Origin of the sequence: Facklamia sp. P12932 (assembly GCF_050409545.1) — a bacterium.
GTDB lineage: Bacteria > Bacillota > Bacilli > Lactobacillales > Aerococcaceae > Facklamia.
Genome location: NZ_JBNUPG010000008.1, coordinates 31675 through 58655 on the forward strand (window position 1 = coordinate 31675; position 26981 = coordinate 58655).

At 36.6% G+C, this 26981-nt stretch carries 26 protein-coding genes; 19 read left to right on the plus strand and 7 right to left on the minus strand.

Annotated elements, in window-relative coordinates:
* Nucleotides 1-30: 30 nt before the first annotated feature.
* The gene (locus ACQV2P_RS04940) at nt 31-2043 is read right to left on the minus strand and encodes an acyltransferase family protein (RefSeq protein WP_428894693.1); all 2013 of its coding nucleotides are present in this window, start codon (nt 2041-2043) and stop codon (nt 31-33) included.
* A 217-nt stretch (nt 2044-2260) separates the two neighbouring features.
* Here ACQV2P_RS04940 and ACQV2P_RS04945 point away from each other — a divergent pair, with 217 nt between their 5' ends.
* The 3 genes from ACQV2P_RS04945 to ACQV2P_RS04955 all read left to right on the plus strand — a co-directional run bounded on the left by ACQV2P_RS04945 (nt 2261) and on the right by ACQV2P_RS04955 (nt 4869).
* A complete protein-coding gene (locus ACQV2P_RS04945; RefSeq protein WP_428894694.1) occupies nt 2261-3469 on the plus strand; it encodes a LysM peptidoglycan-binding domain-containing protein in 1209 nt (402 codons plus the stop codon).
* Nucleotides 3470-3605: 136 nt separating this feature from the next.
* Nucleotides 3606-4262 (plus strand): phosphate signaling complex protein PhoU, encoded by a 657-nt coding sequence (gene phoU, locus ACQV2P_RS04950; RefSeq protein WP_428873991.1) that lies wholly within the window; start codon nt 3606-3608, stop codon nt 4260-4262.
* Nucleotides 4263-4386: 124 nt separating this feature from the next.
* Complete coding sequence (locus tag ACQV2P_RS04955; RefSeq protein ID WP_428873993.1) at nt 4387-4869, plus strand: LURP-one-related/scramblase family protein; 483 nt, start codon at nt 4387-4389, stop codon at nt 4867-4869.
* Nucleotides 4870-4923: 54 nt separating this feature from the next.
* On the opposite strand, the gene ACQV2P_RS04960 is transcribed toward ACQV2P_RS04955, so the two are convergent.
* Complete coding sequence (locus ACQV2P_RS04960; RefSeq protein ID WP_428873994.1) at nt 4924-5679, minus strand: class A sortase; 756 nt, start codon at nt 5677-5679, stop codon at nt 4924-4926.
* 211 nt (nt 5680-5890) lie between these two features.
* Between ACQV2P_RS04960 and lepB the strand changes: the two genes are divergently transcribed.
* The 6 genes from lepB (at nt 5891) to tsaD (ending at nt 11098) form a co-directional block, all read left to right on the plus strand.
* Nucleotides 5891-6508, plus strand: a complete 618-nt coding sequence (gene lepB / locus ACQV2P_RS04965; RefSeq protein WP_428894695.1) for a signal peptidase I — start codon at nt 5891-5893, stop codon at nt 6506-6508.
* Between the two features lie 265 nt (nt 6509-6773).
* Nucleotides 6774-8231, plus strand: coding sequence for a proline--tRNA ligase (proS, locus tag ACQV2P_RS04970; RefSeq protein ID WP_428873996.1), 1458 nt, complete (start codon nt 6774-6776; stop codon nt 8229-8231).
* A gap of 31 nt (nt 8232-8262) precedes the next feature.
* A complete protein-coding gene (gene tsaB, locus ACQV2P_RS04975) occupies nt 8263-9039 on the plus strand; it encodes a tRNA (adenosine(37)-N6)-threonylcarbamoyltransferase complex dimerization subunit type 1 TsaB (RefSeq protein WP_428873997.1) in 777 nt (258 codons plus the stop codon).
* Nucleotides 9023-9607, plus strand: coding sequence for a GNAT family N-acetyltransferase (locus ACQV2P_RS04980; RefSeq protein WP_428894696.1), 585 nt, complete (start codon nt 9023-9025; stop codon nt 9605-9607). Before tsaB ends, ACQV2P_RS04980 begins: the two co-directional genes overlap by 17 nt.
* Before the next feature lie 12 nt (nt 9608-9619).
* Nucleotides 9620-10063, plus strand: a complete 444-nt coding sequence (rimI, locus tag ACQV2P_RS04985; RefSeq protein ID WP_428876472.1) for a ribosomal protein S18-alanine N-acetyltransferase — start codon at nt 9620-9622, stop codon at nt 10061-10063.
* Nucleotides 10064-10075: 12 nt separating this feature from the next.
* On the plus strand, nt 10076-11098 hold the full coding sequence (gene tsaD, locus ACQV2P_RS04990; RefSeq protein WP_428874001.1) for a tRNA (adenosine(37)-N6)-threonylcarbamoyltransferase complex transferase subunit TsaD: 1023 nt from the start codon (nt 10076-10078) through the stop codon (nt 11096-11098).
* A 40-nt stretch (nt 11099-11138) separates the two neighbouring features.
* Here tsaD and ACQV2P_RS04995 read toward each other — a convergent pair whose 3' ends face one another.
* Nucleotides 11139-13109: an ABC-F family ATP-binding cassette domain-containing protein gene (locus tag ACQV2P_RS04995; RefSeq protein ID WP_428874002.1), complete on the minus strand. Its 1971-nt coding sequence runs from the start codon at nt 13107-13109 to the stop codon at nt 11139-11141.
* Between the two features lie 214 nt (nt 13110-13323).
* Between ACQV2P_RS04995 and ACQV2P_RS05000 the strand changes: the two genes are divergently transcribed.
* The 7 genes from ACQV2P_RS05000 (at nt 13324) to ACQV2P_RS05030 (ending at nt 20501) form a co-directional block, all read left to right on the plus strand.
* A complete protein-coding gene (locus ACQV2P_RS05000; protein WP_428874003.1) occupies nt 13324-13974 on the plus strand; it encodes a redox-sensing transcriptional repressor Rex in 651 nt (216 codons plus the stop codon).
* A 175-nt stretch (nt 13975-14149) separates the two neighbouring features.
* Entirely contained in the window at nt 14150-14416 is a 267-nt protein-coding gene (locus tag ACQV2P_RS05005; RefSeq protein ID WP_428874005.1) for a co-chaperone GroES, read from the plus strand.
* A 51-nt stretch (nt 14417-14467) separates the two neighbouring features.
* Nucleotides 14468-16084 (plus strand): chaperonin GroEL, encoded by a 1617-nt coding sequence (gene groL, locus ACQV2P_RS05010; protein ID WP_428874006.1) that lies wholly within the window; start codon nt 14468-14470, stop codon nt 16082-16084.
* A 237-nt stretch (nt 16085-16321) separates the two neighbouring features.
* Nucleotides 16322-18202, plus strand: a complete 1881-nt coding sequence (locus ACQV2P_RS05015) for a polysaccharide biosynthesis protein (RefSeq protein ID WP_428882426.1) — start codon at nt 16322-16324, stop codon at nt 18200-18202.
* A 1-nt stretch (nt 18203) separates the two neighbouring features.
* The gene (locus tag ACQV2P_RS05020) at nt 18204-18950 is read left to right on the plus strand and encodes a YveK family protein (RefSeq protein ID WP_428882425.1); all 747 of its coding nucleotides are present in this window, start codon (nt 18204-18206) and stop codon (nt 18948-18950) included.
* Between the two features lies 1 nt (nt 18951).
* The gene (locus tag ACQV2P_RS05025) at nt 18952-19710 is read left to right on the plus strand and encodes a CpsD/CapB family tyrosine-protein kinase (protein WP_428874009.1); all 759 of its coding nucleotides are present in this window, start codon (nt 18952-18954) and stop codon (nt 19708-19710) included.
* Nucleotides 19711-19715: 5 nt separating this feature from the next.
* Nucleotides 19716-20501 carry a tyrosine-protein phosphatase gene (locus tag ACQV2P_RS05030; RefSeq protein WP_428882424.1) on the plus strand — a complete coding sequence of 262 codons (786 nt, stop codon included), beginning with the start codon at nt 19716-19718 and terminating at the stop codon, nt 20499-20501.
* 69 nt (nt 20502-20570) lie between these two features.
* Here the strand turns inward: ACQV2P_RS05030 and ACQV2P_RS05035 are convergent, their stop codons facing one another.
* Complete coding sequence (locus ACQV2P_RS05035; protein WP_428874012.1) at nt 20571-21086, minus strand: hypothetical protein; 516 nt, start codon at nt 21084-21086, stop codon at nt 20571-20573.
* Nucleotides 21087-21375: 289 nt separating this feature from the next.
* Between ACQV2P_RS05035 and ACQV2P_RS05040 the strand changes: the two genes are divergently transcribed.
* Nucleotides 21376-23322 carry a LysM peptidoglycan-binding domain-containing protein gene (locus tag ACQV2P_RS05040; protein WP_428894697.1) on the plus strand — a complete coding sequence of 649 codons (1947 nt, stop codon included), beginning with the start codon at nt 21376-21378 and terminating at the stop codon, nt 23320-23322.
* Between the two features lie 72 nt (nt 23323-23394).
* Here the strand turns inward: ACQV2P_RS05040 and ACQV2P_RS05045 are convergent, their stop codons facing one another.
* The 3 genes from ACQV2P_RS05045 to ACQV2P_RS05055 form a co-directional block, all read right to left on the minus strand.
* A complete protein-coding gene (locus ACQV2P_RS05045; protein ID WP_428894698.1) occupies nt 23395-24657 on the minus strand; it encodes an NAD(P)/FAD-dependent oxidoreductase in 1263 nt (420 codons plus the stop codon).
* Nucleotides 24658-24752: 95 nt separating this feature from the next.
* Nucleotides 24753-25316: a hypothetical protein gene (locus ACQV2P_RS05050; protein WP_428875142.1), complete on the minus strand. Its 564-nt coding sequence runs from the start codon at nt 25314-25316 to the stop codon at nt 24753-24755.
* Nucleotides 25317-25384: 68 nt separating this feature from the next.
* Nucleotides 25385-25915, minus strand: coding sequence for a 3H domain-containing protein (locus tag ACQV2P_RS05055; RefSeq protein ID WP_428874017.1), 531 nt, complete (start codon nt 25913-25915; stop codon nt 25385-25387).
* A gap of 207 nt (nt 25916-26122) precedes the next feature.
* On the opposite strand from ACQV2P_RS05055, the gene rplM reads away from it, so the two are divergent.
* Nucleotides 26123-26566 carry a 50S ribosomal protein L13 gene (gene rplM / locus ACQV2P_RS05060; RefSeq protein ID WP_428874018.1) on the plus strand — a complete coding sequence of 148 codons (444 nt, stop codon included), beginning with the start codon at nt 26123-26125 and terminating at the stop codon, nt 26564-26566.
* A gap of 11 nt (nt 26567-26577) precedes the next feature.
* Nucleotides 26578-26970 (plus strand): 30S ribosomal protein S9, encoded by a 393-nt coding sequence (rpsI, locus tag ACQV2P_RS05065; protein WP_090289633.1) that lies wholly within the window; start codon nt 26578-26580, stop codon nt 26968-26970.
* Nucleotides 26971-26981 lie beyond the last annotated feature (11 nt).

The following is a 26981-nucleotide window of genomic DNA, read 5'->3' on the forward strand; positions in this document are numbered from 1 at the left end:
ATGGCTAGTTTCCATCTGAGGTTGAATGTATTAAAGACGATTTTGATAGACTGTTTTAGCCAATTCTAAAAGATAAAACTCCGCACCTTCCACACTTGGGTGAATAGCGTCTTCTCGAAAATATTCTGGATGACCTGTTGAGATAGCTCGCCAATCAACTAAATGAACATTAGAGTATTTTTGAGTAAGTGTTTGAATCACTTGATCAATTTGATCTAAAAATTCGATGTCAGAGTTTGAGTTAACTAAGTATATTTCTCGCTCACCAGCCATCTTTATCAATTTTTCAACGGCCGGGACATCCAACCCCCCGTTAGTTCCTAAGTTAACGACTAAGTTTTCCTTCACTAAACCCTGGTCTATAAGCGCTTGGAATTTATCGTAAGATGTCCAAATGTTTAAACTAACATAACCAAATGCATTAGCCTGATCAAAAAATGTGTTAATATTAGCTCCAATAAATTGAGCCACTGAATCACCGAATAATGTGACTGGAAGGTCATTAGCATAGAGTATTTCTTGCGGGCTGAGGATAGTTGCCAGCTTAGGAAATTGCTGTTGAATTTCTTCGAATCTTTGTCTTTTTTCTTGAGAAAGACTGGCAATCTGATTTAAGATAGAGTCTTTTTGGATAGATTGTATGACTTTATCCGCTAGTGTTGTTTGGTTGATGGAATATGAAAAATTACTAGCTGCTAGTTGATCAAAATCATTTAAACGTTTTTGAGATTTTTTAAATGACTGATCCACTTTATAATAAGGACTAAATGGATTGGGATTGGTAGCGTAGATTCCATATTGGAGATCAAATAAAGCTAGTGGTATATGATTATCACTTCGAAGCAGGCCAAACAAACTAGAAATTATTAAAAAAAGATAGCTTGTTGCAAAGGCAAAATCTTTTTTGTTGCTATTTTGGAAATGTAAATATTTTTTAACCCAGTAGAGCTTCCTCCTTAGGCTGATTTTGTTTGAGAAGAGTATATGGAAACGATTAGACTCAAAAATATAATAAAAAATAGAAGAAAAAAGGATAATTGAGCATAGGCCGATTAATTTTAAAACATTCATGTGATTAGCAAATAAACGTTGAAAACTAAAAGTGACAACTAATAAAGGATAATAGCAAAGATATATACTATAAGATCTTCTACCTAACCAAGTGAAAATTTTGTTACCTAATAGCTTTTCAAAAACGATGAATTTCTGCCCAGCACCTAAAATAAATAGGGCAGTAAATAAATTAGAATAAGGAAGTCCTAATAAATAGCCTGCTGCTTCTTGATCGGATTGAGAAAGAAACTGAATAAGCAATAGAATTAGAGCTATTATCACGATAAAGAAGTAATGGATCCTTAATTGTCGTCTTTGAAGTTCTTCAACTGTTTCTTGGATTACTAGAATAAGGTAATAAGTCGCTATCCCTATCGCAAAAGAAGCATACCGCGTTTGAAAACTATAATAAATGTTTGAGGGATCCTTTTGATAGGAATAACCATTTGCAGTTAAGAAAGTACATAGACTAAAGATAAAGAGCCAAAATAGGCCTAAATAGATAGCAGGTACTTTTATTTTTTTGCTTAAGAAGACTAAGAGTCCAGTTATTAAAAAGGATTGGAGATAAACGGCTACATACCATAAGTGTGTTAAATAAGAAGTTACAGCCATATCCGTAAAGTAAGAGCGACCGTTTAGAATTTGAAAGTAATTATTGGCAAAAAGGAGACTAGCAAACAGTTCGTTGCGCATAGACTTAAGTATGAGAGGGTTAAAAATTTGAAGGAAAAATAAAATTAATATAATTAACCACATCATCGGAAAGAACAAGCGTTGGACTGTTTTTTTGAAAAGAAAGAATAATGATTGCCAAGACTCTACCCTTTTATCTTGGTAAAGTTTTATAGTTAAAAAATAACCTCCTAAAACGAGAAAAAGATTGACTGCCAAAAATCCACCGGGGAAAATAGTTGGCCATAAATGATAGAGAATAATAAAAAGAATTGCAATTCCTTTAATACCATCAAACGATTTAATTCTAGCCATAATAACCCTCCTTTATTGATTTGTTGAAATAATTCTAGCATAAAAATTTGAAAGAAAGGTGAAATTTTACAAACAGATTACATAAAACGGCCTAATATGTTTGAGAGGTTACAGATCCAAATCAATTCTTTGATTTGATTGTTCAAAGCTTGTTTAAGAAAAGTAGTTGATTTAAACTACAATTACTTAAGAAAATAAACTATTGAGGTGTATATAAATGAAATTTAATAAGAAAGTGAGTTTAGGTGCTTCTCTAATGCTGATGCTTACGCCTGTGGCGATTACATCTGCTCAGAATTGGAATGCGCGCACGGTTGAAGAAATAAGTGCTGAACTAATGGTAGATGAAGATAATCAAATGACTTACATTGTTAAATATGGAGACACCCTTGGAGCAATTGCTGAAGCGATGGATATTGATTTAGCTTTTCTTGCTGAAGCTAACCAAATTGAAAATGTTAACCTTATTTACCCAAAAACAAAACTAGTCGCTCAATATGATATTAATCATAAAGCTGAAAAGTTAAACGTTGAAACATCCGCTGGGGAAACATTTGAAATGGACATTCCAGTCAGTCTAACTCCAGAAGTTGAAACTGAAGATCAAGCAGTTGTTCTTGAAGAAGAAGTTGTAGTTGAAGAGATCATTTTAAATGTCAGTGAAGCAGATGATTTTGATGTGGAAGAAGAGTTAGCAATAGCTGAAGAAACAGTCCAATTAGAAGAAGTTGCTGAATCATCTGAAGAGTTATTAAACGAGCTCCCTCTAGTAGAAGAAGTCTTAACTGACGAAGTCGTGGACAGGACTATTGAGGAAGTTTCAACTACTGGAGAAGTTACAGTAAACCCTGTAAGTGAAGAGGAAGTTATTGAAGCTGAAGAGCTTGAAGTTGAGACAACACAATCTAGTGCTGTTGAAATAGAAAGTGTTATTGAGGAAGTTGAACAACCACTAGCGTCAGAAGAGTTGACAAAAACAACAACAGCTATTCAAGAGGTCACTGAAGAAGTAGTAATAGTAGAAGAAGTGCCTGTTACTGAGAAAGTTGTAGAGGAAGTCATTGAAGAAGTAAGTAATGATTATACGACACCATCGACCTTAGCTGGTGTATCACAATCAGCGGCTAATTATGGTAGTCGAATTGCTAATCAATATGGAGTTGCTGCATACGGGCTAAGACCTGGAGATAGCGGAGACCATGGTAAAGGATTAGCTGTTGACTTTATGGTGCCCGTAGGTTCAGCATTAGGCGACCAAATCGCTGCAGATGCAGTAGCTAATATGGGTAATAGTAATATCGCTTATGTTATCTGGAAACAACAAATCTATGGCCATTGGACAGACGGCCAATGGCAACAAATGGAAGATCGTGGTAGTGTGACACAAAACCATTATGACCACGTACATGTCTCATTTAATAACTAATTGATAATTAAAGTTCTCGCTATAATTAATGGTGAGAACTTTTTATTTTAAAAGCAATCTAGGCAGTTTGACAAGCGCTTACAATGTTGTTATAATAAGCAGATGATAAAATAAATTCTAGAAGGGAGGACAAAATATGCGAAAAATTTATATACAAGAATTACAAGGTTTGTTTAAAAAAATTAACCAAATGTTTGATTTAACGCAAAGTATTTTTGATAACACCCATCAAGCAGTTATTGCCTCAGATAATGAGCTTGCAGTTTCAACGCTTGAAATGAATGAGAAAATTAATGAATTATCTGTTGAATTAGAAAAAGATGCCTATCTTATAGTCGCTTTACAGCAACCCGTTGCAGCAGATCTTCGTTATATATTTGCATTGCTAAATACTAGTGTTGAACTCAAGCGTATTGCAGAACATACTACTACAATTGCTAAACGTATCAAGCGAAATAAGCCTGATTTTTCAAATTATCAAGACGTGATGATTATTGTGAATCAAATGGTAGAACGTTTACAGTTAATGTTTGAACCATTAGCAGGTATCATCGAAAATGGTGATATTCAAGAGGCTAGTCAGATTGCCCTTATGGATAGCCAAATTGACAAACAGTATGATCTTGTTTTTGAAGAAGTTACTTTAAGAATGGCTACCAACGAAGATTGTATTCCAGCAGGAATCTTTACGATTGATTTAGTATCTAGTTTAGAACGTATAGGTGATTATATTACCAATATCTGTGAACATGTTTTATATTTAGAAACCGGTTCAACTGTATACTTAAATTAATTATTTTTACTTAGAGCAGAAAGATTCAGTAGGTCTCAAAAGACCTACTGTTTTTTTGATTATGTCTAATTAGGTGAGCAGAACTAGGTCCGTGTGATAAAATAAGAATAGGAGGAGGGATTTTATGAAGCTCTATATGAAACAAAAAATGTGGTCATTTAAACAAGATTTTGATATTTATGATCAAAATAAAAGCCCAATATATCGAGTAGATAGTAAATTAATTTCAATCGGTCGAAAAACAAAAATTCTTGATGTTCAATCAGGAAAAGTTTTATGTGAAGTTAATCAAAAAGTTTTATCACTTTTACCGACAGTCGATGTCATCCAAGAGGGTAAATTCTTTTGTCGAATTCATAAAAAATTTACCTTCTTTAAGCCTCAGTATGTGGTAAAAGGGGTAGATTGGGTAGTTGATGGCAGTATTTTTCAACATGATTACATGATTAAAGACTCTAAAAGACAGCCAATAGCTCGTATAAAGAAAAAGTTTCTTTCTTGGTCAGATACCTTTGAAATGGACATCCTAGCTGAAAGTGTAGATACAGTTTTGGTTTTAGCAACTATTTTAGCCATCGATTTAGCAATGGACTTAGATTCTAATTAATAAAAACTGCCTGCTCACTCCATTTATAAAGTGAATAGGCAGTTTAATTATTGCTTAAGTATTGTTAGCTATTTTTCTTTCAATTTTAAAAGCGTTCATCATTTCATTACTTGCATCGTCAATTGGAACTTTTTCCTTTAGTTTTCCTTGCACGATGATTCGGTTAACAAAATCCTGAGTACAAGTAACCAAGGTAACAATTGGTTCAGATGAAGGGTTTAGCACTTCAACGGCTGAAGGGTCTACTACTAAAATGGAAGAAATTTCATAAACATAGATATTATCTAAATCAGTCATATAAATTTTCTGTCCTTTTTTTGCGTCTTTAAGTGGAGAAAAAAGTAAAGATTGATCATACATGTGATGGCTAGCTAGGGCATAATTGGATTCACCCATTTTTTGATCAGCCGAGAGCGTTCCTGCTCCGAAGAACATGCCTTCATTAGATGTTCCTTTATTAATTGGTAAGTTAATCTTTAATTCAGGGATTGAAATTCCGCCAATAACGGGTAGGTCCTTAGGATTCACACTACTAGAAATAACGGTAAAAGGATCTACTTGTTGAATATCCTCGAAGTCAAAAGTGACATCTTTTTGTTGGTTAGCTAGAATTTGATCACGAGTCATATTAGAAATTTGAATATCATTGGTTTTATTTTGAATGAGGTAGTTCTTTAAGGGGTTCACTAATAAAAGCCCTAGTGCCACAATAATTAATAGAACACCGATAAGAGTTGAAAAAGAAAAACGACGTTTTCTTTTTTGGTGCATCCGGCTACGCGAAGGGCCAGGGTTAGGTTTACGATTCATTATTTATTCCTCCAATACTATCAACAAAGTAATTAAACTTATTTTAACATTTTTGAATGTCAAATAAAATAAGACAGCTCAAATAACACACTTAATTCATAATTTTCGAATTAAAATCATAATAGCATATTTTTTTACAAGAATACCAATACAAGATGCATTTTTGGTGGAAAAGTTATAAAATAAGAAACAGAAAGTTTAGAGGTGACTTATGGAGAAGACAAAACGATTTTTTAAAGAGATTTTTTCTTGGTTAATATATATGGCTATTTGGTTAGCTGTATTATTTACCTTTTATCATTATGTTGCACAACCCTTTTCGGTAGATGGTTCCTCAATGGAACATACTTTGGAAGATGGCGAAAAGGTTTGGATGTGGAAACTATCAGATATCGAGCGTTTTGATGTTGTGATTTTCCCTCAACCTAATCCACTACCCGGTAAAGAACCCAAGCTTTATGTGAAGCGTGTGATTGGAGTTCCTGGCGATAAAATTGCTTATCAAGATGATCAGCTGATAATTAATGGACAGATGGTGGATGAGTTTTACTTAGATGAAAAGGCGCAAGAGTATCAAGCGAATGGTGGTGGAAACTTTACCGAAGATTTTGAAATGTATAAATATACAGGTGAAGATGTAGTTCCTGAAGGCAAGTTTTTTGTAATGGGGGATAATCGGCAAAATTCTGTTGATGGACGAACTTTTGGCTTGATAGACTCTGATTCGGTAATTGGTAAAGCTACTTTTATTTATTGGCCACTAAAGAATTTTGGTAAATTGCCTGATTACGATCTTAATTCTCAAGGTGATGCTATTGTTTTAGAATAACTTAGGCTTGTTTTTATTCCTTGATTCTTTATAATAAGAAGTGAAAATAGACTAGTAATTTGTAGATGGTCCCCAGCAAGAGGCAGAGGATGGAAGTGTCTCCCCACTCAGCAAATGAACCTACTATCTTATTGAAATCAGGTGGCTCCTTTATCGCCTTGAGTGGGCATTTTTAAGATGCAAATAAGGTGGTACCGCGGAGACTGACTGTGCTTCGTCCTTGATAGGATGAAGGCAGTTATTTTTTATTTATAGGAGGAAAATAATGGTTACTCGTAAAGAAGATTTTTCGAAATGGTATTTACAAACAATTCAACAAGCAGATTTAATGGATTATTCACCAGTCAGAGGCTGTATAATCTTTAAACCAAATGGTTATGAAATCTGGGAACATATTCAAGAATATTTTAATAAGCGTTTAAAAGAAGAAGGTATTCGCAATGCCTACTTCCCAATGCTTATTCCTGAGTCTTTCTTTACTCGTGAAAAAGATCATATTGAAGGATTTAGTCCAGAACTGCCATGGGTAACTGAAGCAGCTGGTGAAGTTTTGGAAGAAAGGTTGGCCTTAAGACCGACTTCAGAAACCATGATAGGCGATGCGTTTTCTAATTGGATTAATTCCTACCGTGATTTACCTTATGAAATTAATCAGTGGGCCAATGTTTTCCGTTGGGAAAAACGCACTTTGCCTTTTTTAAGAACTTCTGAGTTTTTATGGCAGGAAGGACATACTGCTCATGCTGATGAGGAAGATGCTCGTCATAGAACCATGCGTATGCTAGAAATCTATGCTGAATTATTAGAAGAATTATTAGCAGTACCGGTCTTCAAAGGTGAGAAGACTCCTTCGGAGCGCTTTGCCGGAGCGGTGCAAACATTTTCAGTTGAAGCCATGATGCAAGATGGTAAAGCTGTGCAAGCAGGAACTTCTCATTATATGGGAACTAAATTTGCAGAAGCTTTTAATATTCGTTATTTAAATAAAGATAATGAGCACGTTTATGCCCATACCACTTCTTGGGGTGTTTCGACCCGCTTAATCGGTTCAATGATTATGACCCATTCAGATGATCAAGGATTGGTTCTACCACCAGCCATAGCTCCTCAGCAGGTTGTTTTCATTCCCGTTGGACCTAAGAAAAAATTAGACCAAGTGCTTGAAAAAGTAAAAGACTTAGACGCTCAATTAAAAGCAGCAGGTGTTAGAACTTATATTGATGATTCAGATAACTCAGCAGGTTATAAGTTTAATGAGTGGGAGTTGCGTGGAGCGGCTATTCGTATAGAAGTGGGTCCAAGAGACATTGAAAATAATCAAGTGATTATGAAAGCCAGAGATGAAGATGAAAAAAATGCCATCACAATGGATGGCTTGGCTGAACAAGTTCATCAAGCTTTAGCCTTAATGCAAAATCGTCTTTTAGAAAAAGCTCGCCAACGCAATCAGGCCAATATGTATACTCATATTGATACTCTAGATGAATTGATTGACCATATTGAAAATAAAAAGGCAGCCAATGAAACCCCAGGTTGGGTATTAGTTGGCTGGGATGGTAGTGAGGAATCAGAAGCTAAGATTAAGGAATTAACAGGCTTTACAACACGTAATTTACCATTTGAAAATTATTTTGCAGGTGAAAATGCTCTGGTTAAGAAAGATAAATGCCTTGTATCTGGGAAGCCAGCTAAAGAAACAGTTTGGATTGCAAGAGCGTATTAAAAAATAACCAATAGGTTGAAAGGAGACCATGATGAGAAGTTTAGCATTAGATACCTCATCCGATGTTTTATCTCTAGCTCTTTTTGAAGAGGATCAATTGATCATCGAAGTCAATTCGAATGTCTCCAAGCAACACGGGGCCTTCCTTCTACCCTTGGTGGAACAGCTATTACTTGCTGTTAAGTGGGAGAGGGAAACCATTGACCAAATTTGGTTAGGGAGAGGTCCTGGTTCATATACAGGCTTGAGGATTGGAGCAACAATGGCGAAGGTTTGGACTTCCACCAAAAAAAGTCATTTAGAGAGTTTTTCCAGTCTAGCGATTATGGCAGGTCAAGTGGCCGATGATGGTGGGAAAACTTGGATTATTCCTATTATGGATGCGCGAAGAGGGACAGCCTACACAGCGGCCTATCACTGGCAAGATGGTTTATTGAAAAATAAAATTAAAGATGATCATGTTGACTGGCAAGATTGGATTCAAGAGAAACTCTTGCCACAATTTAACGAGACAGACCTTAAGCAGTTAATATTCCTGAGTGCCCATGAAAATAATCTTACTAACTTTGTTAAAGAAAGCCTTTCTCAGCAAAGTATTCAGCATCGATTTGTAACAGGTCAATATGCTTGGCCAAAGGTTGGTAAAGTGCCTTACATTGAACGAAAGCATGTTGAAGATGTAGATATTTTTGAGCCTTTCTATGCACATTTGACTTTAGCAGAACAAGAATGGGCAGCCAAACAAACTAATCAAATCCAAGAAAAGAATGAAAGTTATGTTGAGCAAACTAATGAAACGAGTATTTAATCCTTTTAAAGAGAAAACTAAAGTAAGACATAAAGCAATGACTCAAATTAGCCCTTATATTGATTCTTTAGCGCTAATAAGGCAAAAAAAACAAAAAAACATCCAATGCAGAGTAAGATTAGCCAAAAAGACTGACTTACAAGCTTTAGTGCAGTTAGAGCAAAAAGGTTACGCAGGTTATATTGCTTGGGATTTATCTGATTTTGAAAGGGATTGGCATAAAAATCCACAGATTTTATACTTAGTTATTGAAGCAAAAGACTTAGCAACTGATAAGTCAAAAATTATTGGAATGATTACGGGTAGGTGTTTAATTAATAATACCCATATTAGCCAATTAGTCATTGAACCTGAGTGGCAATCACACGGTTTGGGTTCTTATTTATTAAAGATTTGGCTTCAAATCAGTCGTGAATTGGATAGAAAGTCGGTAACTTTAGAAGTAAGAGAAAGCAATACGCATGCCCAAAAAATCTATTATCAACAAGGCTTTGTCCTTGAGAACAAAAAACCTTTCTACTATGAAGATAATGGCGAAACGGCTCTCTTTCTCCGCTGTCATTTGTAAGGAGATAAAGAAATGATGCTTAAAGAAATCGCAAAAGCAGATAAAGAACCTGCTTTACTTCAGCAAATCTTAGCCATTGCTCAAAGTTTTAATTGGTCAGCGGATGCCACCATTCAAGAATGGCAGAGTCCTTATGCTAGATTATGGATTTGGACCGACGCCCAAGAGTTAGTGGCTTGTTGTGGCGGACAAGTCCTTTTTGAAGAAGCAAACATACATTATTTTTGGGTTGGTCCTCTATACAGAGGCAAAGGGAGGGGAAAAGCTTTTTTAAGAGCTCTTCTAGATCAATTTCAAGAAAATAAAGTAGAAAAAGTTAACTTGGAAGTTCGAGTCAGTAATCAGGTGGCTATTGCCGTATATCAAGCAGTGGGATTTAAGATAATTGATGAACGGCCTAACTATTATCATGATCCGGTTGAAGATGGCTGGGTTATGCAGTTAACATTTGAGTAGGAGGAATAGCCAATGCAAGAAGAAAATTTAATATTAGCCATTGAATCGTCTTGTGATGAGACGAGTGTAGCCTTGATAGAAAATGGCTGTCATATTAAAGCGAATATTGTTGCTTCCCAGGTAAAGAGTCATATGCGATTTGGCGGTGTTGTCCCTGAGGTAGCTAGTCGTCACCATGTCGAACAAATCAGTCAAGTTTTGAAGTTAGCATTAGAAGAAGCCCAACTAGAATCGATTGATCAGGTAGATGCGATCGCAGTGACCCAAGGTCCTGGGCTAGTTGGCCCTCTATTAATTGGAGTTACTGCAGCTAAGACATTGTCCTATTTATATAAAAAGCCTTTAATTGCTGTCAACCATTTAGCTGGACATATTTATGCCAGCCGCTTTATTAAAAACTTAGAGTTTCCATTAATGGCTTTAATTGTCAGTGGTGGACATACTGAGTTGGTGGTTATGAAGTCGGCGAATAATTATCAAGTCATTGGTGAAACGCAAGATGATGCGGTAGGAGAGGCTTATGATAAGGTAGGCCGCTTGCTAGACTTACCTTATCCAGCAGGTAAGTATCTTGATCAAATGGCTAAAGAAGGAAACCCAGAAATTTATTCAATCCCTCGTGCCATGTTAAATGAGAATAACTTAGATTTTTCATTTTCAGGTATGAAGAGTGCGGTGATGAACCTGGTTCACAACGCTAACCAAAGAGGAGAAAGCATCCAGCCAGTTGATTTAGCAGCGAGTTTTCAACGTGCCTGTGTGGATGTTTTAACGGGAAAAGTTAGCAAGGCTTTGGAAAATCGTCCAGAGATTAAGCAATTTGTTTTAGCCGGCGGAGTAGCCGCCAATAGTGAATTGAGAGCAAGCATACAAAGCCTGTTTGAAGCTCACTACCCTAATGTAGAACTTTTAATTCCACCTTTAGCATTATGCGGAGATAATGCAGCCATGATTGGAGCAGCTGCCTATCCAAAGTTATTAAAGGAAGAATATACGGATTTAGCAGCCAATGCCAGACCAGGTATGACTCTATAAAGAACACACACACTGAAATTTTCAGTGTGTGTTTTTAAATTTATTTTAAATCGGGGTATTTTTCAAGATAGTCTTCAATAGCCAGACTGTATTCTTCCCATTGTGTAACTAACTGATTACTAGTTTCTTGCTTTTCTTTTATTTTCTGATCAATAGCAATTAATGCTTGATGATCGTTAGCATTTGCTGCTTCGAGCATCATTTCTTTATCTTTTTCGATCATTTCTTCAAGAGCTTCGTTATCAGTCCAAGCTTCGTCTGCTAATTTCTGTAGTCTTCTTAGTTCACTTTTTATTTTTTTATTTTCTTCATAAGACAGCTGACCAGCAGAGATAAGTTCTTCTTTTTGCCCATTCTTATTTTCCTCAGCTGCTTCAAAGGCTTCAAATTCTTCTTTTTTAGCTAAATAGTAATCATAATCGCCAAGATAAAGCTGGCTCTTGTCAGCAGCTATTTCTAAAACATGAGTAGCAATCCGATTAATAAAGTAACGATCATGAGAAACAAATAGCAGCGTTCCGTTAAAGTTAATGAGTGCTTCTTCTAAGACTTCTTTCGAATCAATATCTAAGTGGTTGGTTGGCTCATCCAACAATAGGGTATTATCGTGATCAGCCGCTAAAAGAGCTAAGGCTAAACGAGCTTTTTCACCACCACTGAGCAGACTGACTTTCTTTTCCACCGTTTCTCCACTAAAAAGAAAAGAGCCTAAAATGGAACGGATTTTCCACTCATCTGTTGTATCATGAGCACGCCAAAGGGTCTCGAGTACGGTAACGTCGCCAGACAGATGGTTGACGTTTTGGTCGTAGTAGCCAATTTGGACATTGGTTCCCTTCTTAATTGTACCATCGATAACTGGAAGATAGCCTAAAAGAGTTTTTAGAAGAGTTGTTTTCCCAATTCCATTAGGACCAACAATAGCGATAGCATTTTGCTTGGTCAGGTCAAGGTTGATGTTTTGACAAAGAACATCTGTAGGAGAATAACCAATACTCAAATTTTCTGCCTGAATAACTTTTTCACCCGATTCTTTGGCAATTGAAAATTGAATACGAGGAGCCTTAGCATCTTGTTTAGGTGCTTCAATGCGGTCCATCTTTTCTAACTGTTTGCGTCGGCTTTGGGCTCTTTTAGTAGTGGAAGCACGGGCAATGTTTTTTTGGACAAATTCTTCTAAACGATTAATCTCAGCTTGCTGTTTGAGATATTGTTTTTGAGCGTGTTCCATGCGAGCTGCTTTTTCTTGGACATAAAAAGAATAATTACCTTGATAATGATGTAGATGGTGGTCGCGAATTTCATAGATTTGAGTTGCGACTTTATCTAAAAAATAGCGATCGTGAGAAACGATTAAAAGTGCGCCTTGATAGGTGGTTAAAAACTTTTCTAACCAGCTTAAAGTCTGCATGTCTAAATGGTTGGTAGGCTCATCCAGAATTAATAAGTCATAGTCTTGTAATAAGAGTCTGGCTAAGGCGATACGAGTCTTTTGGCCTCCAGATAGACTTTGAATAGGTTGATCATAATCCTCCGGATAAAAACCAAACCCATGAAGAACAGTTCGAATAGTAGATTCGATTTGATAGACATTTTTTGCTTGTAATTCCATTTGAATTTGATCATATTGGGCCAAGGTCTCTTGATATAAAATAGATTGAGTATCACCTTGATCAGCTAGATTCGCTAGTTTGTCAGCAATTTCTTGGGCTTGGTCTCTCATAACTAATTTTTTAGAAAAAAGAGACAGCATTTCATCCCAAACAGTTAAAAGAGAATCTACTGCTATATGTTGTTCTAAGTAACCGATGTTTAGCTTTTTAGCACGACTAAATTGACCATCATTGATGGGTTCATCACCAATGATTTGTTTAATTAGAGTTGACTTACCCGTTCCATTACGTCCGACCAATGCAATTCGGTCACGTTCTTGAATCGAAAAGTTAACGTCTTCGTATAAAGTCACATCGGCAAAACGACGACTGATATTGTTTGCTTGTAGTAAAATCACGGGCCATCCCCCTTTGTTCAATCTCTCCCATTATAGCACGCTTATTAAACTCTCACTAGTTTCGATTCAACTGGCTTTTTAAAAAGTTTGTGAATTTTTTTTAAAAAAGACTCTCTACTGATTGGCATTATCTTCGTTTGATGATATACTAGACTTATCAAATTGTGAGAAAACACACAAACAAGTGAAAGTTAGGATGAACGGAGGAAGTAGAATGGTGAAAGAAATCCCACGAGCGACGGCCAAGCGTTTGCCAATTTATCATCGTTATTTGCGATACTTATACAATGCTGGTAAGACGCGCATTTCATCAACCGAACTCAGTGATGCTGTTAAAGTTGACAGTGCGACCATTCGGCGTGATTTTTCTTATTTTGGAGCCCTTGGGAAAAGAGGCTATGGTTATGATGTGGAATATTTGCTTCAGTTTTTTGGGAAGACACTCAATCAAGATCGTCTAACAACCACTGCCTTGATCGGAGTTGGATCATTAGGGAATGCCTTATTAAACTATAACTTTAGAAAATCTAATAATGTCAGAATTGGTGCCGGTTTTGATGTCAATCCTGATTTGATTGGAACTGTCCATTCGGGCATTCCTATCTATTCGATTGATGAGTTAGAAGAGCAATTAGAAATCCAAGCAATCGATGTGGCTATCTTAACTGTTCCTCAAGAATATGCAGACGAAATAATGGAACGATTAATAGCTGCTGGTATAAAGGGAGTTTTGAACTTTACCCCATTACGTTTTGAAGTACCTGAAAGTGTTCGCGTACAAAATGTTGATTTAACCAATGAACTGCAGACCTTGATTTATTTCATTAACCAAGAAGAAATTGCTGATCAGTTAGCAAGAGAATAGAAAATGATTGGACTTCTTACTATTTATAGTGAGAAGTTTTTTTATGGTTTTAGGAAAAAACAATGAGATTTTTATATCTATTTCTTGCTTTTTAATCAAAGATGGTCTAATATATTAATTGTGATTAGCACTTATATCAACAGAGTGCTAAATAATAAAATTTGGAGGGATTTTCATGTTGAAACCTTTAGCAAAACGTATTGTTCTAAAACCAAAGGAAGTCGAAGAAACAACAGCAAGCGGCTTTGTGTTACCTAGCTCTGCTCAAGAAAAACAACAAATTGGTGAAGTAGTATCGGTTGGTCCTGAAATAGAATCAGAAGACGGAATTAAAGTTGGCGATCAAGTTATCTATAAATCTTATTCAGCGACCGAGATTGAAGACCAAGGTGAAAAATTTATTATTATCGAATTAAAAGAAGCTTTAGCAATTATTGAATAAAAGATATTTAATAAAGAACTCAATAGAAAAAGATATAAAGGAGCGGTATAAATGGCAAAAGAATTGAAATTCTCAGAAGACGCACGTGCAGCTTTATTGCGCGGGGTAGACTTATTAGCAGATACGGTTAAAACAACAATGGGCCCTAAGGGACGTAACGTTGTCTTAGATAAGACTTACGGTTCTCCACTTATTACAAACGACGGGGTAACCATTGCGCGTGAAATAGAATTGGAAGACCGTTATGAAAATATGGGTGCTCAATTAGTGCAAGAAGTAGCTTCAAAAACCAATGATATAGCTGGAGACGGAACAACGACTGCCACTGTTTTAACTCAAGCAATTGCACGTGAAGGAATGAAGAACGTTACAGCAGGTGCTAACCCAGTTGGTATTCGTCGTGGAATTGATAAAGCAACTAAGACAGCTGTAGCAGCTTTAAAAGAATTATCACAACCTGTATCTTCTAAAGAAGCGATTGCACAAGTAGCAGCTGTATCATCAGGAGACCAAAAGGTTGGCGAATTGATTGCTGATGCTATGGAAAAAGTCGGCAACGATGGTGTAATCACTATTGAAGATTCTCAAACCATTGAGACTGAATTATCAGTTGTAGAAGGTATGCAATTCGATCGTGGTTACTTATCACAATATATGGTAACCGATAATGAAAAAATGATTTCAGATTTAGAAAATCCATATATCTTAATTACAGATCGCAAGATTTCTAACATTCAAGATGCGCTTCCAGTATTAGAAGCAGTAATGCAATCTGGCCGTCCGTTATTGATTATTGCTGAAGATGTTGAAGGGGAAGCTTTACCAACTTTAGTTTTAAATAAATTACGCGGAACTTTAAATGTAGCTGCAGTTAAAGCACCAGGATTTGGAGACCGTCGTAAAGCGATGTTAGAAGATGTTGCGATTCTTACTGGAGCTACTGTAATTTCTGAAGAATTAGGCTTTGAATTAAAAGATGCAACCATCGACCACTTAGGTTCAGCTGGAAAAGTGACTGTGACTAAAGATGACACAACGATTGTTGAAGGTGCTGGTTCATCCGAAGCTATTAAAGAACGTGTAGCTTTAATTCGTCACCAAGCAGAAGAAACTACTTCAAGCTATGACAAAGAAAAATTACAAGAACGTTTAGCCAAATTAGCTGGTGGTGTAGCAGTCATTAAAGTCGGAGCAGCAACTGAAACCGAACAAAAAGAAGTTAAATTACGTATTGAAGATGCATTAAATGCCACTCGCGCTGCTGTTGAAGAGGGAATCGTAGCGGGTGGAGGAGCAGCTTACTTAATCATTAAAGATCAAGTAGCTGCCACAGAAACAGAAACTGATGATGAAGCAACTGGGGTGAAGATTGTGGTTCGTGCTTTAGAAGAACCTGTTCGTCAAATTGCTGAAAATGCAGGTCGTGAAGGCTCAGTGATCGTCAATAAAATTATTTCTTCAAAAGAAGGAACAGGCTATAATGCAACAACGGATCAGTTTGAAGATATGATTCAATCTGGTATTGTTGATCCAACTAAGGTAACTCGTTCAGCCTTACAAAATGCTGCATCAGTAGCAGCTTTATTATTAACAACTGAAGCTGTCGTAGCTGAAATTCCTAAAGACGAACCTGAAATGCCTGCCCAACCAGGTATGGGTATGATGTAAGTCAATTAAATAAATTGATTAGGCAAACGATTTAAGGTGGTTTTAACCTTAAATCGTTTGCTTTTTTTATTTTCCTGACTATAATTAGATAGTTTTAATGAAATTTGTCCTTAAACACATTGAAAGTGCCTAATAATATCGGTAAAATGATAGAGATAATATGGCTATCAAAATTAGGACGTACTAGAGAAAGATAATGTTCTATATAGCTAATAGATTATAGTGAGGAATGAAAGCATGTTAAGAAACCAAGAGACGTTATCACTTCGTTTCGTTCAATGGGTAGAAAACCTACCTTTTGCCCACAAACGATTGATATGGGCAGTCAGTGACCTTTTAGCTTTTTGTCTAGCAACAATTGTTGCTTTAGTCATTTTTTTAGGTATATTCAAAGTCCCAATGCAGTTTTATGTGGGACATTTATTATTGTCCTTTGGTTTATATTATGCAGTCTCTAAGCATTTTAAAGTCGATTCACGTATAAAGCGCTATGCGACTATGGTCGACTTTTCGCTTTTATTTTTAATTGTTATTTTTGCCAATTTAATTTCTGGGTTGATTTTATCTATAGTGCTTAAATGGCTCTCTTTTCGCTATTTAATTATAGTAGCAGGTCTAGCAGGAGTTGCAATCAGTGCTTTACGAATATTATGGCAATATATTTATCACACTAAAAACAGAGTCACTAATATCGATAACAAAAATAGAGAAAATATTGTATTAATTGGAGCAGGAGACGGTGGATCACTTTTTATGAATGCTTACCAACGTCATCCAAGAAACGAAAAAGTGGTTGCTATCCTAGATGAAGACCACTCTAAAATTGGTATGAATATAGGAGGCGTCGAGGTAGTAGGGGGCTTAGAACAACTTACGGAATTAACTAAGCAGTACAATATCGTAAAAGCTGTCATTGCTATTCCTTCCCTGAAACCAGAAAAATATGAAGAAATACTTCGTTATTGTAACGAATTAGGTGTGCGCGTTTATAATATGCCAAAAGTTGAAGACGTTTTATTAGGAATCCATCAACCAAAAGAATCCATGCGTGAAATTAAGATTTCAGACCTTTTGGGCCGTCAGGAAATCGAACTAGACGAAACTGCTATGAGAAAGGAATTAGAAGGGAAAACCATTCTAATAACGGGAGCAGGAGGGTCTATCGGATCTGAAATAACCCGTCAAATTTCTAAACATAATCCAGCAAAAGTTATTTTATTAGGGCATGGGGAGAACTCTATCTATCTTATCTATCATGAGATGATTAAAACTTATAACGAACGTATGATTCAATATATTCCGGTTATTGCGGATATCCAAGACTATGACCGTCTATTAGAAATATTTAAAGAATATCAACCTGATATTATCTATCACGCGGCTGCTCACAAACACGTACCTTTAATGGAAGCTAACCCGGTCGAAGCTTATAAAAATAATATTTTGGGCACATACAATGTCGCACGAGCTGTCGATCAAGCTAGAGTGTCTAAAATGGTAATGATATCTACGGATAAAGCGGTCAATCCCCCTAATATTATGGGAGCGACTAAACGAGTAGCTGAGTTAATTATCACTGGCATGAACAAGCAGTCAGCATCCCTTTATTGTGCAGTTCGTTTTGGAAATGTACTGGGCAGTCGAGGCAGTGTTGTTCCTGCTTTTAAAAAGCAAATAGCCGCTGGAGGTCCTGTGTTAGTTACAGATTTTAGAATGATTCGCTATTTTATGACTATTCCAGAAGCCAGCCAATTAGTTGTTTTTGCTGGAACTTTTGCCCAAGATGGTGAAGTTTTTATCCTTGACATGGGGGAACCTGTTAAAATTCTTGATTTAGCCAAGAAAATGATTCTCCTTTCCGGGCATACAGTTGAAGAAATCGGTATTCGAGAGTCAGGTATTCGACCAGGTGAGAAGCTTTATGAAGAATTATTGACCGGATCAGAACTTGTTGAAAATCAATTAAATGATCAAATATTTGTTGGAAAAGTTGTACCAATTCCACTACAAGAGACTTTGGAATTTGTCGAAAGTTTGAAAGAGTCGGTTCATCAGCCTAAAATTATGAAAGAAAAGATAATAAAATTTGCTAATGATAGCACACAATACGGAGGTTAACATGCAACAAGAAGAAATTAGCTTAAAAGATTTATGGAAATTATTTACTAAGCATGCTTTTAAAATATTTAGTTTAATACTCTTAGGGATTATTTTGGCGATTGCTTTTATGATTTTATTTGTAACACCTAATTACCGCTCAACGGCTCAGCTTTTAGTGAATCAATCAGAAGAGCGAATGGGACAATCGCCTATCCAATACAGTGAATTACAAGCTAACTCACAGTTGATTAATACTTACCGCGATATTATCACGGGTGACAGTGTTCTTAATCGAGTGAGCGATGATGCCAATAAGGCTTATTCGGTAGGAGATTTAAAAGATGCTATTACGGTGGAACAATCACCAAACTCACAAGCTTTTTATGTTTCCGTTCAGCTTGAGTCTCCTCAAGCTGCTCAAAATGTTCTTTATAATGTGATTACAGTTTTTGAAGAAACAGTCAGCGATATTTATGGGGGAGAAGATACCAACATTTTTATTCTTTCTCCAGCTTCTTTTAACCCAAACCGAGTTTCTCCTAGTTTGCCAATTTATTCAATTATTGGGGCCCTAATGGGTCTGGCGATAGCCATCTTAATTATTATATTATCCGAAATTTCTGACACAACCGTCAAAGATGATGAATTTATGGCAAGTCTAGGAATGAATGATTTAGGACATATTTATCAACTTTCAAATAAAGAAATGAAAAGTTCTCGTATAGCAAGTAGTAAATCACAAAAACGGACTAGAAAGAAGGTTTAGCATGTTTAATACTCGAAAGAAAAAAGAAAGCAAATTATTAAAAGATCAAGAATTTGGAACCTCTTTAATTACTTATACATCTCCTCAATCTATTAATGCGGAGCAATTTCGTGCCATCCGTACGAATATTGAATTTGCTCAAGTCGATCGGAAGCTTAAGAGTTTACTAATTTCTTCTTGTATTCCGGCTGAAGGCAAGTCGACCGTTTCAGCAAACTTAGCGGTTGTTATGGCTCAAACAGAGAAAAAGGTTTTGATTGTTGATGCGGATATGCGTAAGCCAACCCTTCATCGAACTTTTAGAATCGATAATAAAGAAGGACTGTCAACCTTAATTGCCAATCCTGAGGTCAAATTTAATCAGGTAGTTCAACATAATCCCGAAACAGGTCTTTACTTATTGCCGTGTGGACCTATTCCGCCGAACCCTTCAGAATTACTCGGTTCAGCTCGTATGACATCCATTATGCATGAGTTGAATCAATATTTTGATTTGATAATCTATGATACGCCACCTATTACTGCTGTGGCTGATCCACAAATTTTAGCAACACGTGTGGATGGTATTTTGATGGTATTACGTTATGGCTATGTTCGTCGTGAGGAAGTACGCCAAGCGAAAGAAATCTTAGATAATGTCAATGCGAATATTTTAGGATATGTTATGAATGGTGTTCCGCGTGAAGAAGGATCAGGCTATTATTCATATTATGGTTATGGTTACGGTCATGATTCCGAAAAAGATAGCAAGGGTGAGTAATAAAAATGATTGTTGATTTACATTCACATCTTATACCCGGAGTAGACGATGGGGCGCAAACGCTAGAAGATTCTATTTACCTAGCTAAAATGGGTCAAGAAGAAGGGGTCCAACATATTGTTTTAACCCCCCACCATCGTAATGGTCAATTTATTAATCATAAAGAGGATGTTATAAAATTTACGGACAAATTATCTGCTGATTACGAAAGAGCTGGCCTACAAGTTAAAGTGTATCCCGGTCAAGAAATACGCTTAACCAAGCAATTTATGGAAGATTATTATAATGGTGATTTATTATCTCTAGATGGATCGGATAAATATTATTTGATTGAATTTCCAACTGCTAAAGTCCCAGAATTTGCGCCTAAAATGCTATTGCAGTTAATTGATATGGGAATAACACCTTTAATTGCGCATCCAGAAAGAAATCATCAATTAGCTGAAAATTATGAGGATTTATATGACTTAATTCAGATGGGATGTTTATCACAAATCACTTCTTCTTCTTATGTGGGCTTATATGGTGAAAAATTTCAAAAAACAGCAAGAGAAATGATTGAACTTAATTTAGCACATGTTATTGCTTCTGACGTCCACCATGTGGATTTTCGACCATTTAATATGAAGGCTGCATTTAATCAACTAGAACAAGATTTTGGTCAGGCAAAGGTCGACTATTTCTTACAAAATGCTCGGGATATCTTTAACGGAGATCCCATTCATAAGTTAGAAGCTAAACGCTCAAAATCAATAAGAAAAAAGAAAAAAAGATTCTTTGGACTCTTTTAAAAAACTTGATTGTCGTTTAGTAGCGACAATCAAGTTTTTTTATTTTCTAACTAAAAAGTTTATGCCTATTTATAGGCTGAAATCTACAAAGCGATTAAAAGAGTAGATAGAAGGAGGGTTATGAGGGCGATTGCTATTAAAAGATAAAGCTTGGTATCGAATGGATAAGGGATAGATAAAAGATAAGTTACGATCAGTATTTAATTGATAGTAGAAGAAGCCGTATTTGATAACCGTTTGTCGATTAGTATGATCTTCGAGTGTATTAAAATAGGAGCAATAGCGTAAATTGAGCCAAAGAAGGCTATCTAAACAACTATTAAAAGGTATGAAGAGGTGTTGGTCTTGGAGTATATTGTGTGAAATTTGTTCTAAGGATTGGTTGGAGTACCAAAAATCTCCGTTGCTATCAATGATTAGAGTATTAACATTGATATGGGCTGAACTTAAGTCGCATAAGAGTATGGGGATAATTGAATAATGAGATGGGAGGTAATGAGCTTTACTTAGCGCTTGATGAAGAAATGCAAAATAATGACGATGACACGGAGCAACTTTAATACTTATCTTAAAATTTAACGACAAGAATATCACCACCAAAAAATATTTATCAAACAAGTTGAAAATACCATATAGTAATTCTTATTTCAATAGAAAGGCGAACCAAAATAGCCACTTATATAAAATTTTATATAGCATAAGGATTCATATAAAAAAATAATAAATTGAATAGATAATCTTACTGTCGTGTTAATAATTAATGACAAAAGTATGAATCTAAAATGATTTCCGCTAGAATAACTTTGCCTGCTTATTGGGTCATGTTATACTATAGTTACTAAACAAAACTATTAAAAAAAGGGGGTTCTCATAGATGAAGAAAACAATTCAACAGCTGATCAATAAATCGGCTATTTGCTTGTCTGTTATCACTTTAATGGGCTTGACTCAAGCATCAGCCAATACCACCCATGTGGTCGAAAAAGGCGATACGATTTATAGCATAGCTCGTAAATATGGTTTGTCTGAACAAGACTTAATGGCTTTAAATGGCTTATCAAGTACAACTATCGATATAGGTGCTCAATTGATTGTGAGTATGGATGGAGGAGACAAAAGTAGTAATCAAGAGGAGGCAGGTTATTATGTCGTAAAAAAAGGGGATACCCTCTATTCCATTGCAAATAAATTCGGTTTATCCGTCGATCAATTACGATCTTTTAATGGTCTCACAGGTAACTATATAGATGTAGGTGATCGTTTAGCTTTAAATGGTTCAAATACAACAGATCAACCAAGTCAGCCACCGGTAGTGAAAGAAGATCCAGCCACTTATGTGGTTCAAAAAGGCGACAGTCTTTATAAAATTGCTAATGCCTACGGCTTAACGGTTAGTCAGTTAAAGGCTATGAACGGGCTGTCCTCCGACTTTATTGATGTAGGGGACTTATTAGCAGTAGCTGATGGAGGAACTACTTCTGTAACACCTGGGGGATCTAATCAAGGATCCAACAATCAAGGTTCGTATGTTGTTAATAAAGGCGATAGCCTTTATACCATTGCTTTAAGATATGGTGTGACTGTTAATCAGTTAGTGGCATGGAACGGCTTAGTTTCAGATTTAATCTATCCGGGAGATAAACTAGCAGTAACATCTAACGGATCAACTGATCTTACAAATCCCAACCGTCCAAGTCAACCGTCTTACTCATCCAATGCTTACACGGTTGTGGCGGGGGACAACTTTGATACTATTGCTCAAGCCTATGGTATGACTGGCCGTCAACTGATGGCTTTTAATGGTCGAACAGATACCATGATCTACCCTGGTGAAGTGATTTATTTACCAAGCTCAGGCTCCAATTATGTACCAAGTCAAACTAACACAACTTCTAATAACTCAACAGGTAATCAATTAACCACCACGCTAGATACATCCAGTGATTCTCAACCACAAAGCGATGGGCTAGGTATTAATAATGAAAAACCAAAGACTCTTAAAAAGGAGCCGCGCGAAGTGAATATTCGCAAACCTAAAACTTTACAAAAAGATGAAGATAAACTCACTGATCCGAGAACCAAGGCGCTAGATCCTGAAAGTATTGACTTGCCGACTCATGAAGTGACTGAAGGGGAAAAATTGGCTGATATTGCAAAGGCTAATGACATTAATGAAAATGATTTACGCCAATGGAACGGCCTCTTAAATGATGCGATTGAAGTAGGAGATATTCTTTACTTGAAGGATCCAAGCCAAGCGATTACAGTCTTTAAACAAGCTCGCCCATTAGAAGAAATTTATCCAATTAAGCATACTTTAATGGAAGACGAAAGAATTCAAGACTTATTAGAGGTTTACCCAGTAACAGAAGCTCAAATTATTGAATGGAGCGAATTAGAAGAAGGTAAAGAAATTGAGCAAGGAACAGAATTAACCCTTTCTCATTCTGAAAAGGCACCGAGTATTTATAAGGTGACTGAAGAAGATTCCTTAGAAAGTATAGCGAATCAATTCGAAGTTTCGGTTGAAGCGCTTCGTGAATGGAACGGTTTACTTGACAACGTGGTCTATATTGGTGAAGAAATTGCTGTCACTAATCCATGGGTAGACTACCATCAAGTAGCTCCTGGCGAGACACTCGAAGTTTTAGCAGACAAGTATGAAGTAAGTATTGACCAATTGAGACAGTGGAACGATTTACCAGCTGAATCAATGGTTGTAAATGGCGTGTTAATTGTATCGAATCCGAAAGCTTTTGAATTAGAAGATGAAGATAAGGATAGCGACGCTGAGAGTACTGAAGAAACAAGTGCTGAATAAAAAAAGATAAAGACAAAAACATCGCAAGCCTTGGCTGCGATGTTTTTTATTGCAATGAAAAATATAAACTCTTTACGAAGAAAGACTGAACCAAGCCGCGTGTTGTCCAGAAACAGCACCTGTTGCAAAAGCAGCTGTAATGTTATAGCCACCTGTATATCCATTAATGTCAATGATTTCACCACAGAAATAGAGGCCTTTCATTAATTTAGACGCCATGGTTTGAGGGGTGATTTCTTTTAAGTTAACCCCTCCACCCGTTACAAAACTTTTTTCAAGTGGTTGACTGCCATAAACAGTGAGTGGAAAAGCTTTGACTCGTTTCCACAGCGCTTCTTGAATAGAATGGTTGACTTGCTTATAAGCTGACTTTTCTTGGATTCTTACTTGTTTTTGAATCAAGCCATTTAGTTTGTCAGGTAACCATTGGCGCAGAATGTTATCAACTTGCTTTTCTCTTTGTTCTTCTGCCAGTTTCTTGAGCTCTTCATATGAAATATATGGGATAAGATCAATGGTTAGATTCGCAATTTTTTCTTGGCTTTCTTTAAGGTATAAATTGACATGGCCGGAGCATCTTAAAATAGCTGGTCCTGAATAACCAAAGTGGGTAAAAATCATATCCATTTGATGGGAAACAATTGTTTTCCCTTTTTTATCTAGTACTTTGACATTAACGTCCCTCAATGAAATACCTTGTAATGACTTGTCTTGAACAAAGGAATCGTTGGATAATAAGGGGACTTCAGTGGCATAAAAATCCGTCAAACTGTGACCAGCGTCTTTAGCCCATCGATAGCCATCTCCCGTCGAACCGGTGCGAGGATAGGCCTTGCCGCCTGAGGCTAAGATGACAGCTTTGGCAGTATATGTCGCTTTGCTGGTTTGAACACCTCTAACAGAAGCTGTTTCTTGATTATACAGAACTTCTTCAACAGGTTCACCAGCAATTACTTCAATGGCATAATGTTTCATCTCATTAATTAAACAGTCGCGAATGGTGCGCGCAGAGTCCGAAATGGGGAACATCCGCCCATGATCTTCTTCTTTTAATCGAACACCTCGTGTTTGAAAAAAATCGATTATATCTTGTGAATCAAATTGTTCTAATACAGAATAAAGAAACTTACCATTACCTGGAATATGATCAATGAATACTTCACGAGGTGAACGATTGGTGACATTACAGCGGCCTCCTCCGGTAAGAATTAATTTGCGTCCTAATTTATAATTTTTTTCAAGTAACAGCACACGCGCGCCATTCATGCCAGCGTGGATTGCTGCCATCATTCCGCTAGTGCCTCCACCAATAACAATAACATCAGGGCGATTCATCATTTTCCTCCTCGCTAGGCATTTGTTTTGATTGTATCATAGGAAAAAAATAAAAGGCAAAGTGTTTCCACTTGCCTTTTAGTATATAGAATTTACTATACCATTGGATAGACAGGAATTTTAGCTCGTGTTGCTAATTGTTTAGCGAAATAATCACTTAAGAAATAATCAACCATGCCGTGGATAAGAGTTCCTCCACCCACTAGAACAATTAAAACATATAAGAAGTTTTCACTGGCTTGGCTAAAACCAGCTTGGGTGATCACATAGACGACGAATACTTCAGCAACCGCATGAATTAAGTTGATGATGAAAGAAAACGTCCATTTATTGCGACTTGTTGCTAACCATTGCGGTTTTTGTTGAAGCATTTTAGCGCCAACAAAAGCAAATACAACGTGCGAAGCAGCTCTTGCAACAATAATCATAGGAAAGCCAGCTAATTGAAATCCCAGACTAGTACCTAAACTTACTAAAACAGCTGTAAAAGGCGAAATAAACATGGCCATAAAAATTGCCACATGACTAGCCAAAGTATAAGAAGCAGGAGGAATCACAATTTTAAGTGGCATAACCATTGGTATGATAATACCAATTGCTGTGAGTAAGCTAGCGAACGTCAATTGGCGTGTTTTAGATAAGCGAGTAGTTTGAGACATAAGAACCTCCAAAAAATTTACTATAAAAGCAGTTTAACAACAATCTATAATGGTGTCAAGACACCTGTCTATACATAGAGGATTTTTTCTTGTGACAAAGCATTTTCGATTAGCTTAAATTCTTTTAGACTAGGCACCTGTATGGTATGTGAATGAATACCATCCGTTAAGGATGCTAACATTTCACCTTCATAAGTTGCCATACGTTCTAGAAAGGCTTCAAGATCAGCTTGCGAATGAATATGAAGGGCAGCAGACAATAAACCATAAACCGGATGCTCTATTTGCACATCAAGCACTTTACCCTGATAGGCTAATATTGTTTCTAACTCTAGCCGCATTTGACTATCATCATGACGACAAACAATCACCCCCGTATACCCCTTAGTAGCAGTATTGTTAATCGGGGAAGAAGGAATTAAATATCCCTGATTAGTGGCTAAAATTTCTACTTTATGATGGGCACGTAATAAAGCAATATCTCCAACAATTACCTGACGACTGACTTGATAACGACTAGCTAACTCATTGGCCGTTATCGCTTCGCTTTGTTCTTTTAAGAATGCTAAAATGGCTTGGCGTCTTTCTTGAGCTTTCATAAATTTCACTTCCTTTGAAATGATTATACCATGAAGGCAAATGACTGTTGATCGAAAGCAAAATAAATTTGAAGCAGTGTGAGAAAATCGCTTGACATTAGGGGTTAATAAGGAATATAATAGTTGACGGTATTGTTTACCCCACACATGAGCCCCGGAAACTCATCGTAACCGTAAACAACTAGACAAATATTGGAGGAAAACAACGTGCGTCAAACATATATGGCTAAAAAGAACGAAGTTGAACGCAACTGGGTATTATTAGATGCCACAGATATCCCATTGGGACGCCTTTCAACTGTTGTTGCATCAATCTTACGCGGAAAAAATAAACCCACCTATACCCCACATGTGGATACAGGTGACTTTGTAATCGTAATTAATGCTGAAAAAATTGCCTTAACTGGTAAAAAAGCAACAGACAAGAAATATTATAATTACTCAGGACATCCTGGTGGAATGCGTGTCACTACAGCAGGTGAAATGCGCGACAAGAAACCTACACGCTTAATCGAACGTTCAGTAAAAGGAATGTTACCAGACAACCGTTTAGGTCGCAAACAATTCACTAAACTTTTTGTCTATGAAGGTTCAGAGCATAACCATGCCGCTCAACAACCTAAAAAATTAGACATCAATACATTAATATAAGGAGGGATTAAATGGCTACAGTACAATACTTAGGAACAGGTCGTCGTAAAAACTCATCAGCACGCGTACGCTTAGTACCAGGAACTGGTGAATTCACTGTGAATGGTAAGCCTTTGGAAGAATACATTCCATTTGCTCACTTACACGAAGTAATCAACCAACCATTCAACGCTACTGAAACTTTAGGATCTTATGATGTTATTGTGAACGTAAAAGGTGGAGGCTTCTCTGGTCAATCAGGTGCCATTCGTCACGGAATCGCACGTGCATTATTAAACGTCGATCCAGACTTCCGTCCTGCATTAAAATCAGCTGGACTTCTAACACGTGACCCTCGTATGGTAGAACGTAAAAAACCAGGTCTTAAGAAAGCTCGTAAAGCTTCTCAATTCTCAAAACGTTAATCAATTCTTTG

Coding starts and splice junctions, on each gene's coding strand:
- ACQV2P_RS05045 (WP_428894698.1), bottom strand. CDS start 24,657: ATGAATCGCCCTGATGTTATTGTTATTGGTGGAGGCACTAGCGGAATG.
- ACQV2P_RS04960 (WP_428873994.1), bottom strand. CDS start 5,679: ATGAATCGTAAACCTAACCCTGGCCCTTCGCGTAGCCGGATGCACCAA.
- ACQV2P_RS05000 (WP_428874003.1), top strand. CDS start 13,324: ATGGTGAAAGAAATCCCACGAGCGACGGCCAAGCGTTTGCCAATTTAT.
- ACQV2P_RS05005 (WP_428874005.1), top strand. CDS start 14,150: ATGTTGAAACCTTTAGCAAAACGTATTGTTCTAAAACCAAAGGAAGTC.
- ACQV2P_RS05020 (WP_428882425.1), top strand. CDS start 18,204: ATGCAACAAGAAGAAATTAGCTTAAAAGATTTATGGAAATTATTTACT.
- ACQV2P_RS05030 (WP_428882424.1), top strand. CDS start 19,716: ATGATTGTTGATTTACATTCACATCTTATACCCGGAGTAGACGATGGG.
- ACQV2P_RS04955 (WP_428873993.1), top strand. CDS start 4,387: ATGAAGCTCTATATGAAACAAAAAATGTGGTCATTTAAACAAGATTTT.
- ACQV2P_RS04945 (WP_428894694.1), top strand. CDS start 2,261: ATGAAATTTAATAAGAAAGTGAGTTTAGGTGCTTCTCTAATGCTGATG.
- phoU (WP_428873991.1), top strand. CDS start 3,606: ATGCGAAAAATTTATATACAAGAATTACAAGGTTTGTTTAAAAAAATT.
- rimI (WP_428876472.1), top strand. CDS start 9,620: ATGATGCTTAAAGAAATCGCAAAAGCAGATAAAGAACCTGCTTTACTT.
- tsaD (WP_428874001.1), top strand. CDS start 10,076: ATGCAAGAAGAAAATTTAATATTAGCCATTGAATCGTCTTGTGATGAG.
- groL (WP_428874006.1), top strand. CDS start 14,468: ATGGCAAAAGAATTGAAATTCTCAGAAGACGCACGTGCAGCTTTATTG.
- lepB (WP_428894695.1), top strand. CDS start 5,891: ATGGAGAAGACAAAACGATTTTTTAAAGAGATTTTTTCTTGGTTAATA.
- tsaB (WP_428873997.1), top strand. CDS start 8,263: ATGAGAAGTTTAGCATTAGATACCTCATCCGATGTTTTATCTCTAGCT.
- rpsI (WP_090289633.1), top strand. CDS start 26,578: ATGGCTACAGTACAATACTTAGGAACAGGTCGTCGTAAAAACTCATCA.
- ACQV2P_RS05025 (WP_428874009.1), top strand. CDS start 18,952: ATGTTTAATACTCGAAAGAAAAAAGAAAGCAAATTATTAAAAGATCAA.
- ACQV2P_RS05055 (WP_428874017.1), bottom strand. CDS start 25,915: ATGAAAGCTCAAGAAAGACGCCAAGCCATTTTAGCATTCTTAAAAGAA.
- ACQV2P_RS04980 (WP_428894696.1), top strand. CDS start 9,023: ATGAAACGAGTATTTAATCCTTTTAAAGAGAAAACTAAAGTAAGACAT.
- ACQV2P_RS05050 (WP_428875142.1), bottom strand. CDS start 25,316: ATGTCTCAAACTACTCGCTTATCTAAAACACGCCAATTGACGTTCGCT.
- proS (WP_428873996.1), top strand. CDS start 6,774: ATGGTTACTCGTAAAGAAGATTTTTCGAAATGGTATTTACAAACAATT.
- ACQV2P_RS05040 (WP_428894697.1), top strand. CDS start 21,376: ATGAAGAAAACAATTCAACAGCTGATCAATAAATCGGCTATTTGCTTG.
- ACQV2P_RS05015 (WP_428882426.1), top strand. CDS start 16,322: ATGTTAAGAAACCAAGAGACGTTATCACTTCGTTTCGTTCAATGGGTA.
- ACQV2P_RS04940 (WP_428894693.1), bottom strand. CDS start 2,043: ATGGCTAGAATTAAATCGTTTGATGGTATTAAAGGAATTGCAATTCTT.